The organism is Mucilaginibacter sp. RCC_168 (assembly GCF_041355315.1).
Taxonomy (GTDB): domain Bacteria; phylum Bacteroidota; class Bacteroidia; order Sphingobacteriales; family Sphingobacteriaceae; genus Mucilaginibacter.
Genome location: NZ_JBFUPN010000028.1, coordinates 13460 through 26187 on the forward strand (window position 1 = coordinate 13460; position 12728 = coordinate 26187).

The window sequence follows — 12728 nt, forward strand, 5'->3', positions numbered from 1 at the left end:
CTCGAACTTTTCACATACCTGCATATGAAACGGAACATTGCTACAGGAATTTTTCTGATCGGCGCCATGGCGTTGAGTTCCTGCTCCACAACCAAGCTTGCCAATACAGATACCAGCGATGACGTTTACTTTTCAAAAGCAACGGCCGGCGACGAGCCTACTTACGCCGCGGCCGACAATTATAACCCCAACGCTGCACAAGGTCAGACTTATGTTGATGATGACGATGATTATTTTTACTATGATGATTATACATCGCGCATCAACCGTTTCAATTATTTCTCGCCTTTTAGCTTTTATGACAATTTGTATTATGGCTACAGCGACCCTTATTACAACAACGGCTTTAGCTTAGGCTTTAATTATGGCCCCTGGGGCTATGGCTACTCTCCTTACGGCTACGGGTATGGCGGCTGGGGATTGGGTTATGGCTACGGCGGATGGGGCTTAGGATATGGCTGGAACGGATATGGTGGCGGCTATTGGGGTGGCGGCTACTATGGCGGCGGTTATCCGGGCAGATATTGGGGCAGCAATTACTTTACCTCTGGCAGGCCTCGTCCAAACCGGGGACCGGGCATTCCGTTTGGCGGCGGTGGCGGCAGCCAGAGCACCGGTGGCAGACCAGGCTATGGTTCACGTGTACCTGCCGGTGGCGGTATAGGCTATATACCAGGTGGCCGGGGCACCAACAACAATTATTCGCGACCGGCCCGTACAGATGGCCGTCCGTCGCGCCCGGGTTCACAACAAACCAATGCGGATAACTCACGACCGGTTACACAACAACGACCACAATATCAACAGCCCCAGGTTGACCGTACATCTTCAGCACCTTCCAATAATTCGTCGGGCGGTGGCTCCAGAAGTTCGGGCGGCGGCGGTGGTGGCGGAGGCGGCAGACCATCAAGACCATAAACTTTATCATCCCCGAAATTCCATGAAGATAAAATACTTACTTAGTGTAATCGCTATAGTAGCTATTACCAAAAATAGTTTTGCGCAGTACTCACAGGATGTAGTCCGCTTTTCGACCTTTCAAAACGGCTCTACATCGCGTATCAAGGCAATTGGCAATGCGGGTACGGCTATAGGCGGCGATCTGAGCTCTCTCAGCGGCAACCCAGCGGGTTTGGGCTTTTTCACCCATTCAGAATTCAGCATAACACCGGAATTCAATGGATCGAAAGTAAAATCAAGCTATTTTGGGCAAACCGGCAACGACAGCAAAAACAGCGCTAATTTGAGCAATGCCTCCATTGTGTATTATCAGCGCCTTAACAGCCCTAAAGGAAGCGATAAAACCAAGGGATGGCTCAGCATCAATTATGGCGCAGGCTATAGTCGCACCAATAATTTTTATGAGAATATAGTTTACAATGGTAAAAACGCATCCAACTCCATATCTGATTATTATGCCGGAACAGCTAATAACCGCCCGGACGATGCCCTTGCACAATGGGCTTATAAAGATAACCTGATTGATAATTTTGGTACCGCTCAAAAACCTGATTTTGCAAGTACAGTATACGTCCCGGTAAATCAAACAGGAGTGATCACCCGCACTGGTGGCCAGTCGGAGTTTGATCTTGCCTTTGGAGCCAACTATAGCAATAAGCTGTACCTGGGTTTGGGTGTTGCCATAACCGACATCCGGTATGATTACTCCCGCCAGTTTATCGAAGATGGCACTGCTTCTATAACAGCCAACGGTGGCACAACGGGCACTCGTACTCCTTTTAATTCCAACTATGCGCAAAATCAATCGACCAGAGGCTCTGGCGCAAATGTAAAATTGGGTGTTATTTACAAACCGGTTGAAGCCGTTCGTTTAGGCTTTACGTTTACCTCTCCTACATTTTATAGCATCAGCGATGTGTATGCTGAAGGATTGGCTACCTCTATTAATGGAAAAGCCAACCAACCTAACTCATCCGGCGATTACGCGCTCAACTACAACATGCGCACACCGCTTAAACTGGCTGGTGGCGCGGCGGTATTTATTGGTAAATACGGTTTTATATCGGGCGATGTGGAATATATCGACTATTCAACCACCCACATCAGTAGTAATGATAGTTATGATAATTCCAGCGATATCGATGCCATTAAAGCCAATTACAAATCGGCTATCAACCTACATGTGGGTGCCGAAGCACGCGTAACCAATGTATTTTACTTACGCGGCGGATACAGCCAGCAAGGCAGTCCGTTTAAAAATAATACCGGCGCTACCGATGTAAGCAGCGATATCAAAACCGTTAGCGGTGGTATTGGTTTAAGATTTGGTCAGTATTATGTAGATGCTACCTATGCGCATGTTACCGGCTCCGAATCGTTCTCGCCTTACCTGATCAACAACGGCAACCCGACAGCTAATTTCAAAAAGACAAACGATAACGCCTTTTTAACTTTGGGTTACCGGTTTTAATATTATTCGCTCATAAAAAAGACGCATGTGATGCGTCTCTACAAATATACTATTCCGCCGTCTGTGTCCTCACAGGCGGTTTTTTTATGTTGTCGATTGTAAGCTGGCTGTGAGGACACAGCCAGCGGGGAAGACATATTCTTTATCCTAATAAACTTGATTCTTCGCTCTGTATTTATATCCCCGATACATCAGCTATCTGCTCTGTTTTTACCAGTTTGCGTACATCAAAACCTTTATCAGCGGCGCGTACTACCAGCTCATTATAAGTTTGCTCGTCGAGCGTAGGGCGGCGGCTCAGGATCCATAAATGATTACGGTCTGGATGACCAACTACCGAATAGCTGTAATCTTTAGCCAGATCGATGATCCAATACTTACCCTTGAACGGCCAAAAGAATTCAACATCGAGTTTCGCGTTGGTATGATCGGTTACAAAAGCACGACCTTCCTTTACTTTTAAGCTGCCGTCTTTAATACAGCGGTTCTTGACGATCAGCGAGCCGTCCTCGGCTAACCCGTAAGTTGCCGATGTGCAGCTGCAACCCTTTTCAAAAATTTGCGGAAAGGCAGCTATCTCAAACCAGGTACCTAAATATTTTTTTAATTCTACGTATTTAACAGTTTCTAAGGGTTTACACCTGGCTTGCAGGGCCAGGGCGGTCAATCCTAAAACGACAGATGTTGCTAAAATCTCCTTTTTCATACAACAACAACGATTATAGCAGGCAAAAAGTTTAGCAGATAAATGCACATTCTGCGCATTTATCTGCCTTAAATATTTAATTACCTTTGCGCCAATTCATTAAAATAAGCTTAAAAACAGGTAATGCCACAGAAAATGAACATCAGTATTTTAGGTTGCGGCTGGTATGGCCAGGCACTGGCAAAAGCCCTGATCACTGCCGGTCATACGGTAAAAGGCTCCACCACATCACCACAAAAACTGGAAGCACTGGCTGACGATGGTATTGAGCCCTACCTGGTAAGTTTTTTGCCGGGCGATGAACAGTATGACGATACGTTTTTTACCTGCGATGTGCTTTTTATCTGTATCCCGCCCAAAAGCCGGGGCGGTGAAGGACCTGAGTTTATTTATAAAATACAAGGTATCATCAAAGCCATCAAAAAACATGATGTAAAAAATGTGGTCTTTATCAGTTCCACAGGTGTTTATGCCGATATAAACGCGGAGGTTGATGAATTAAGTGATCCGCAACCTAATACCGAGGCAGGACGGATACTATTGGAAGCAGAAGACCTGTTCAGAGCGGAAAGCACCTTCAAAACTACGATTATCCGCTTCGCGGGGCTGATCGGTCCGGGTCGTGATCCGGGCAGATTCTTTGCCGGCAAAAAGGACATCGCCAACGGCAACGCCCCGGTTAACCTTATTCATTTGGATGATTGTATTGGTTTAAGCATGGCTATCCTTGCCCGGCAGGCATTTGGTTATTTGTTTAATGGCTGCTCTCCTGATCATCCAAGCCGTTCGGCATTTTATACGGTGGCAAGCATCAGATCGGGGTTGGAAGGCCCGGAATTTCTTGATGAATTGAAGGAATGGAAAACGGTGAGGAGTGTAAATATGGAGGAGGTTTTGGGGTATCGGTATAAAGTGGATCGGCTGGGTTAATCCATGTCTGTAGAGACGCATATTTGCGTCTCCCTCTATGCAATTAAAACACGGTGCCATAGGTGATTGTCCGGCGGGAGACGCAAATATGCGTCTCTACAAAAGATACTTGCGCTGTTCGAAGTCTCTGACTTCGAACCATTATGCTTGTAGTCTTCAGACTACAGAAAAACATTGAACCGGCCTGCTGTCTGTAGTTTTAAACTACAGACATAATCGTCCGAAGTCAGAGACTTCGAACAACGAAGGTTTCCACAAAGACAATCACATCTTCGGCCTATCACCCATCACAAAAACCAAGCTCCCACTTTTTAAAATATCTGCGTGACTAATATAATTTTTCAGATAAGGCTTACCATTCAGGCTGATACTTTGCACATATTTGTTAGTCGCCGATAAACCTTTGGCTTCCATCACAAAGCTTTTACCACTGGTTATGGCAATGCTTACCCTGCTTAGTTGCGGCGCGCCAAAAACGTACCGACCATCGGCTGGATTAACGGGATAAAAACCCATGGCTGTAAAAATATACCAGGCCGACATTTGTCCGCAGTCGTCATTGCCTGACAGACCATCCGGCTTGTTCTGATAAAACTGATCGGCTATTTGGCGTACCAGGCGCTGGGTTTTGTAGGGTTGACCGGCAAGTGTATACAAATAAGCCACATGATGATTGGGTTCGTTGCCGTGTGCATACTGGCCTATCAACCCGGTAACATCCAGTGTAGAACCTTTGCCAAACACTTTAGAGCTCATGCTAAATAAGGAATCGAGTTTGGCGGCAAAAGGCTTCTTCCCGCCCATAAGTTTGATCAAACCGGGAATATCCTGTTGCACCGACCATACATATTGCCAGGCGTTGCCTTCGGTATAATCGCCGCCAATGGCCAGCTGCCCGCTATCCAGGTTGGCAAAGGGACGTACCCAATCGCCATTGGCTAAACGCCCCCGCATTAGGTTGGTTGATCTGTCGAACAGGTTTACATAGTATTTGGACCGCTTGCTGAAATAGTTATAGTCGGCTGTTTTATGCAGGGATTTGGCGAGTTGCGCGGCACACCAATCATCATAAGCAGCTTCCAGCGTGCGGGAAACAGCCTCGCGTTTTACCGAGTCGGACGGTAAGTATCCATAGTGCATATAGGTACCCCAGTTGTATTTAGGGTTTTTATTATTGGTGAGCGAGGCTTTAACAGCGGCAAATGCCTGTTGCCGGTCAAAACCTTTGATGCCTTTTAACGCTGCATCCACTATGGCAGGCACCGCGTGGTTACCGATCATGGCGTAGCTCTCCTTACCCCATAAAGTCCATACGGGCAGCAGTTTGGCGGTGTTAAAATGCTGCAGCATGGCTTCAATGATCTGTCCATCCTTATCCGGACAGATCAGCGTATAAAATGGCTGTGCTGCGCGATAGGTATCCCATAACGACAGGGTGGAGTAATACACCTTGTCTGCAGATTGATGAACTTCACCGTCGGCGCCACGGTATTGACCATCCACATCGGCAATATTGTCAGGTTGGATCAGGGCGTGGTAAATGCTGGTATAAAAGGCTGTCTTTTGCGCGGTAGTTCCTTCGGCCTTCATCCTGCCGAAATAATTTTCCCATATTTTGGCAGCATCCGCTTTAACCTGGTCAAATGTTTTGGTAGCGGTTTCGGCAGCCAGGTTTTTGCGGGCGCCATCAATACTTACGCCAGATATGGCTACTTTGGCTTCGATGGTTTCGCCGGGTTTGGTATCAAAATCGACTATCAGGCGGCGATGATCCTCGTCGATAAAGTGAGAGCCGGTAAAAGCCTTGCTGAACCGCGCGGTGAAGTAAACCTTTTTCTCAACCCATTGACTGGAAAAAGCAAAGCCACTAACAGAAGTTTTTGAATCGATAGAGATGCTGCCTTCGGATACGTGTTCTTTCAATTCGTTTGCATTCTCTACCAGTCCGCTTTGCATATCAATAAGCAAATGTGATTGCCCGGCTTTGTTAAAGGTATAGCGGTGCAGACCGGTATGCGCGGAAGCGGTAAGCTGTACTTTAATATCATGATCGTCCAATACCACTTCGTAATAACCCGGTGAGGCTTTTTCCTTACGATGCGAAAACCTGCTCACAAATTGCCGCGGATCTTTAGCCTGGAAAGGAAAAAACAGCACATCGCCCAGGTCGACACCGCCTGTGCCGCTTAAATGGGTATGTGCAAAGCCTGTTATAGTGCTATCCTCATAACGGTAACCCGACGAATAATGCCAGCCAAAATTACCCGTTTCCGGACTGAGCTGAACCATACCAAAGGGTACCGTGGCACCTGGAAAGGTATGCCCCGTAGCAGAAGTGCCGATAAAAGGATCGACGTATTTGCTGTAACTCTGCGCATAAGTGCCAAAGCATCCGCATAAAAAAAGCATTCCTATTAACAGGCTTTTCCGCATGGCTTATTCTTTATATTCCAATGTTTTGCTGAACACTACATCCGTTGCCGAGCGGGCAATCATCACATCAAATTTGCCGGGTTCGGTCACCTGTTTCATATCCATGTTCCATATGGCAATGTCTTCGGGTGTTATGGTAAATTTTACCGTTTTGGTTTCGCCGGGTTTCAGGGCTATCTTATCAAAACCTTTCAGCGCCATTACCGGTGTGGTTACCGAATTAACTTTGTTGCCCAGGTACATTTGCACCACTTCTTTACCTGTCATACTCCCACTGTTGGTTACATCGACAGAAACCTGCACTTGTCCGGCTTTGCCAAACGAGGTTGCCGATACCTGCATATTACTATACTTAAAAGAGGTATAACTCAAGCCAAAACCAAAAGGAAAGAGCGGATCGCTGGATGAAAAAACATAGTCCTGCCCCGGCTTATCCGGCGAGCCGGGATTATGATAAAATCCCCTGCCCGAACTCACATGATTATAAAATACCGGTATATGCCCTGTGGATTGCGGCATGGATACGTTTAACCTGCCCGATGGGTTCACCTTGCCAAACAGGATATTGGCAACCGCCGCGCCACCCTTTTCGCCGGGATACCAGGCTTCGAGTATGGCCGGGATATGCTCTTTTTCCCAACTGATGCTCCATGGACGACCGTGTACCAGCACCAGTATCACGGGCTTACCGGTTTTATAAATGGCCTGCAATAACTGGCGTTGAACACCATCAGGATTAATATCGGTTACATCATAACCTTCGCCACAGGTAAACGGATCTTTGGGCTCGCTTTCGGGCGTATGACCGTTCCAGCCGATGCCCGAGAATACTACGCTGGTGGTACCCAGCACCACGACTACCGCATCGCTGTTTTTGGCAGCGGTAACGGCCTCCACAAAGCCGCTCGTATCCTGACCAGACAGCGTACTGCCTTTGGCATAATTGATCTTTATTTTATTACCCACCAGTTGTTTAATACCATCCAATACGGTAGTACCGGATCGGTTATCACGGGTGGAACTATAATCGCCGTATTGTACCTGGTTGGCGTTGGGGCCGACCACCGCCAGCGACTTCAATCTATTGATATTTAGGGGCAACAATTGCTGGTCGTTTTTAAGCAGGATAATAGATTCCTCGGCTATTTGCTGCGACAGGGCCACATGCGCCGGGGTATGCACGCGTTTTTTAAGCTGCAGGGTATCCACCAAAGGTTTCTCAAACAAACCGGCCTTAAATTTGGCAGTAAGGATGCGGGCCACGGCGGTATCTATCTGTGATTCCTTTACCTTACCGACTTTTACCAGTTCTATCAGTTTACTATATACATCCGGACTGGGCGCTTCCAGGTCGACACCGGCTTTGATGGCCATGGGGGCGGCGGCTTCTGCGTCTTTGGCTGTGCGCTGAAAGCTGTATAACATTTTCAAACCCTCATAATCAGAGAATACATAACCCTTAAAACCCCACTCCTTGCGCAATACCTGCTCCAATAAAAACCGGTTGGAATGGGCAGGTATGCCGTCCATTTCATTGTAGGATGGCATCACCGAATAGATGTTGGCTTTTTGCACCGCATCGCGGAAAGGCGGCAGGAATATCGACCGGAGTTCGCGCTCACCAATGGAGGCAGGCCCCAAATTAATACCCGCCACCGGGATACTGTAAGCAGCAAAATGTTTGGCAGTACACATCACCTTATCTTTTCCTATGCCCATCAGGCTTTGCTCAGCATCGCCCTGCATACCGGTTACAAAAGCGGTTCCCAATTGACCTACCAGGTAAGGATCCTCGGCGTAACACTCCTCTACCCTGCCAAAACGAGGGTCACGGATCAAATCAAACAAGGGCGACAACGCCTGGTCAACTCCTGATGAAGATGCTTCGTAAGCGATAACCGAACCCATTTGTTTAATGAGCGCCGGGTTCCAGCTGCTGCCCTGCGCTATAGCCTGTGGAAATATAGTAGCCCCTGCTGCCAGCTGCCCGTGCAGGCACTCGCCTATTTGTATGGGTGGAATGCCCAAGCGTGTTTTTTCGCGGGCGTATTTTTTGGCTTTGATGGATAAGGATGCTATTTCATTAATGGTTACAAAGGGGCTTTCGCACACGCCATAAGCAATAGGATTGCTCAATGAGCCTTTTAAGGAGTTCATGCTCATTTGCCCTACTTTTTCTTCCAGCGTCATGCGGCCCAGCAGATCTTTGACCCGGGCAGGCACAGGGGCTTTCGGGTCTTTATAAACCTGGGCACGGGCGGCGGACATAATCAAAAATGCCGCTATTGTTAAACTCCATTTTTTTCGCATCATATTGATATGATCTATAAATGAAAAAGGTATTTCTGCGGATCGAGCAATTTACCGGCAGCATCCTTTAGCATAAACAATATTTGTTTGCTATTGGCTTCGGTGGCGGTATAATAGCCGCTAAACTCGTAAAAGCCTTTTTTAAGATGCAGCAAGGCCTTCTGCGGTTCCACATACCTGTTTTTTTCGCCTCTGATAAGCAATTCATTATCCAAATTTAAAGTCGGGCTCACCTCAAATCCCGATGTCAATTCGTAATCACCCTCTGTATCTATTTTAATCAGACCGTTAAACTTAACCCAGGTCAAATCTCCATCAGTTACAGGTAATATTGCCGGGGTGGCAGTTGAGATCACGGTCATGCCCACCGGGGGTACAGCCTCCAGTTTGGCATAATTGATTTCCTTGGCTTTGAAAATTTTATAGCCTAAACCTGGTTTCAGTTCGGCTGTATAAACTACCCGTGGTTTAATTTTTACATGTTTTATGGTAGCACTTTGCAATATGTGCTGCGCGTTCAGGTTCCAGGTGGTATAAGTTTTCAGCTCCAGACTATCCTCCAGCGGAACATCAATATTTACGGGAAACGCTACTGCTTTGGCTGTACTATCGGGCATTTTGCCGTTAAGCGAATACCGTATCTGCGCACCCAATAAAGGGTATTGTAAGGTTTGCTTAAACCGCTCTGCATTGGTGGTGATATGGTCAATGCCCACAATATCAGGCAGGCGCGCGTTCAGATTCCAGCGTTTAAAATAAGGATACTGCTGTTTCATTTTATATTCAAAACGGTCGATGTTCTTATTTTCTTTACTGCTCCATGCCAGTTCGGCAACGGCCAGCGCACGGGGGAAAACCATATACTCCAGATGCGGGGCATTGGGTATTTTTTCTGTCCAGATGTTGCCTTGCGCACCTAAAATATAGGCTGTCTCGGCAGGCGTCAACTGGCTCGATTGCGGTTCGTAGTTATACACCATCTGCCATGTAACCGGCGGATTCCAGCCTATGGGTTCCAATTGCTCATTGGCCTGCGGCGCGTCAAAGTACATATAAGGCAGCGGTGTCATTACTACATGATGGTGCATACGTGCGGCTTCAATTCCCCCCTCTTCGCCCCGCCAGCTCATCACTGTTGCCGACTCTGCCAAACCACCCTGTAAGATCTCGTCCCAGCCTACCAGTTTTTTATTTTTGGAGATCAGGAATTTCTCGATGCGTTTAATAAAATAGCTTTGTACTTCCTTTTCGTTCTTCAGGCCTTCTTTTCGCATCAGGGCAACAGCTGTTGGGCTTTTGAGCCAGTCGGCCATTTCGGCTTCATCCCCACCGATGTGTACGTACTGATTAGGGAATAAGGCGATCACCTCGGTCAGCACGTCTTCCATAAACTTAAAGGTATATTCACTGGGATCGAGCATACGTACCCGGTGTTTGGCACCTGTAGAATCTTTACAGCCCAATTCGGGATAGGCGAATATGGCGGCCTCGCTGTGGCCGGGCATTTCAATCTCGGGCAAAATGGTCACAAACCGGTCCTGTGCATATTTGATCACGTCGCGGATCTCGGCTTTGGTATAAAAGCCATCGTTACCCCCATCTACCAGGTTATCCAGCTTTCGGAACTTCCCTTCTTTGGCATAGTAAGCTATTTTCGAACCAACTTCGGTCAGCTTTGGATATTTATCTATCTGGATGCGCCAGCCCTCATCATCAGTCAAATGCCAGTGCAATACATTCAGCTTATAATGCGCCATTACATCTATGTATTTCTTTACCTCATCCACCGTAAAAAAGTGGCGGCATACATCCAGGCTCAGTCCACGCCATTGAAAGCGGGGTTCGTCGCTAATGGCACAAACGGGTATTTGCAGGGGCTTAGCAGCAACTCCGGGCAACAATTGTATAAGTGATTGCACCCCATAAAATATGCCCGCCCCTTTACCCGATATGGTTATTTTGCCGGCGGTAACACTCAGGGCATAAGCGCCATCCGTACCCTTCAGGTTGCTGCTGATCAATCTGATTGCTGTTGATGGAGGAATCTGGGTATAAACTTTCAGGGTTAATTGCAGTTTATAATATTGAGCGAGGTAGCCTTGCAAGTATTTTCCCACCGCGGCACTTTCTTTATCAACCCCGATAACGGCTTTACTGTTCAATATAAAATTGCCTTTTTGTGTGGTTAAGTGTAGTGGTTGCGGAATAATGTGCATCTGCGCGACCGACTTTTTTACACCTAAGCCCAAACAGGTTATTATTAAAAGCAGGTATATTTTGCTGAAACGAATCATAAAGGAATAAAGGTTTAAATTTTTACCGTGATGTTTTTCTTATACAATATCCAAACCGGTATAAAGATGATAATGACGGTAAAGATAGCCGATATGAGCGAGGCATTCTCGGGCGAAAAGTTTGGCGTGAGCAAATGAAAATACATATACGACCAGATATTGGTCTTGTGCCCGTTATCCATAACCGGGATAATGGCTATCACAGCCGGGATAACATCGGCCAGCACATAAGCCGCTATGGCATTACGCCCAAAAGCAAGGAAGGGCGGTAACAGTTTTTTATAACCCTTTACATCGATCAGCCAATAGGATATGGAAAGGATAATAATAGCCAACCCCGCGGTGAACAATACAAAGGAGCTTGTCCATAAGGATTTATTGATGGGAAAAAACGTATTCCAGAGCAATCCGGCTACAGCCAACAAGGCTCCCGCGTTTGTCAACCGGAGTATCTGGCTGCCGGTTTTCAGTTTGTCGCTTTTGAGCCAGGTACCGGTAAGTACTCCGATGAGGCAGGTGCCGATAGCGGGGATAATGCCCAGCAAACCTTCCGGATCCCAGGTTTTGGATGCGCCCCAAAGATGATTCGGCGTAAATACCAGTCTATCAACCCAGGCGCCCAGATTAGTTTCGGGATTGAGGTTGGCATGACCAAAGCCGGGTACAGGAACCAAAGTCATGAGCAGGTAATAGCCAATTAAGCAAGCCGGGGCAATGGATATCTGTGTGCGGGTATTGGTTTTAATGTACAGCACAGCCGTAATACCAAAAACAATACCAATGCGCTGCAATACACCGGGGAAACGCAAATGGCTGAACTGAAAATCGCCGATAAGCGGTAAACAGATCCCCAGCAATACAATAATAAGGGTACGGCGAAGGATGGATAACATCAGCCTGGGATGACCAGTTGCATCTGTTTTTTTGGCCTGCATGGCATAAACTATAGATACGCCCACCATAAATAAAAAGAAAGGAAAAACCAGGTCCGTCGGTGTGCAGCCGTTCCATTTAGAATGTTCCAGCGGCCAGTAAATATGGCCCCAGTCGCCGGGATCATTCACCAGTATCATAGCAGCCACGGTAAATCCCCGAAAAAAATCGAGCGAAAGCAAGCGCGGGCGACTGATACTGGTGGCTTTATCGCCAACGATGGTGTTTGCCATAGTTTTATCCTTTGTTGATCAAAAAACCTTAACATCTGTTTAAAACAGATAACTATTATCTTCTTGAAAATGTTATCGTTATGCAACTCCCCCTCTTGAGATAGTAATAGCCCATGAAGAGGCATAAGGCGAAAATTAGGCACCTATCGACTCACCCCGACATCGCTGCGCTCGTCACCCCTCTCTACGCTTCGCGCATAGAGGGGTTTTTCTTTCTTTACCCTCTTTGCGGCAAAGCCGCAGAGAGGGTGGTCCAGCGAAGCGTAGACCGGGTGAGTAGGCTATGCGACTTGTTTTTAACCTTGTAAGTTTAAACGCCACCTTTTCATGGGCTATTACTCTCGAGAGGAGAATCGCACAGTCCTTGCCTTAAATTCTGTTTTTTTATCATTTTTTTAATCACTAAACCCTTATTTAATGACACAATGGATAAACTATGTAAACCCAATTACTTCTTC

Annotated in this window: 8 protein-coding genes; 3 read left to right on the top strand and 5 right to left on the bottom strand. The window is 46.9% G+C overall.

Going from position 1 to position 12728, the window contains the following annotated elements; all coding sequences use genetic code 11:
- Nucleotides 1-24: 24 nt before the first annotated feature.
- Nucleotides 25-918 (top strand): hypothetical protein, encoded by an 894-nt coding sequence (locus AB6735_RS23590; RefSeq protein WP_370998568.1) that lies wholly within the window; start codon nucleotides 25-27, stop codon nucleotides 916-918.
- A gap of 22 nt (nucleotides 919-940) precedes the next feature.
- Complete coding sequence (locus AB6735_RS23595; protein WP_370998570.1) at nucleotides 941-2431, top strand: OmpP1/FadL family transporter; 1491 nt, start codon at nucleotides 941-943, stop codon at nucleotides 2429-2431.
- A 175-nt stretch (nucleotides 2432-2606) separates the two neighbouring features.
- Here the strand turns inward: AB6735_RS23595 and AB6735_RS23600 are convergent, their stop codons facing one another.
- Nucleotides 2607-3137, bottom strand: a complete 531-nt coding sequence (locus AB6735_RS23600) for a lipocalin family protein (RefSeq protein WP_370998571.1) — start codon at nucleotides 3135-3137, stop codon at nucleotides 2607-2609.
- Between the two features lie 123 nt (nucleotides 3138-3260).
- Between AB6735_RS23600 and AB6735_RS23605 the strand changes: the two genes are divergently transcribed.
- Nucleotides 3261-4067 carry an SDR family oxidoreductase gene (locus AB6735_RS23605; RefSeq protein ID WP_370998572.1) on the top strand — a complete coding sequence of 269 codons (807 nt, stop codon included), beginning with the start codon at nucleotides 3261-3263 and terminating at the stop codon, nucleotides 4065-4067.
- 264 nt (nucleotides 4068-4331) lie between these two features.
- Here AB6735_RS23605 and AB6735_RS23610 read toward each other — a convergent pair whose 3' ends face one another.
- From AB6735_RS23610 to AB6735_RS23625, 4 genes are read right to left on the bottom strand one after another with little or no spacing between them, the layout of a single operon-like run.
- Nucleotides 4332-6500: a GH92 family glycosyl hydrolase gene (locus AB6735_RS23610; RefSeq protein ID WP_370998574.1), complete on the bottom strand. Its 2169-nt coding sequence runs from the start codon at nucleotides 6498-6500 to the stop codon at nucleotides 4332-4334.
- A gap of 3 nt (nucleotides 6501-6503) precedes the next feature.
- Nucleotides 6504-8813, bottom strand: coding sequence for a glycoside hydrolase family 3 N-terminal domain-containing protein (locus tag AB6735_RS23615; protein ID WP_370998575.1), 2310 nt, complete (start codon nucleotides 8811-8813; stop codon nucleotides 6504-6506).
- 11 nt (nucleotides 8814-8824) lie between these two features.
- A complete protein-coding gene (locus AB6735_RS23620; protein ID WP_370998576.1) occupies nucleotides 8825-11104 on the bottom strand; it encodes a beta-N-acetylhexosaminidase in 2280 nt (759 codons plus the stop codon).
- Between the two features lie 14 nt (nucleotides 11105-11118).
- Nucleotides 11119-12270 (bottom strand): acyltransferase family protein, encoded by a 1152-nt coding sequence (locus AB6735_RS23625; RefSeq protein ID WP_370998577.1) that lies wholly within the window; start codon nucleotides 12268-12270, stop codon nucleotides 11119-11121.
- Nucleotides 12271-12728 lie beyond the last annotated feature (458 nt).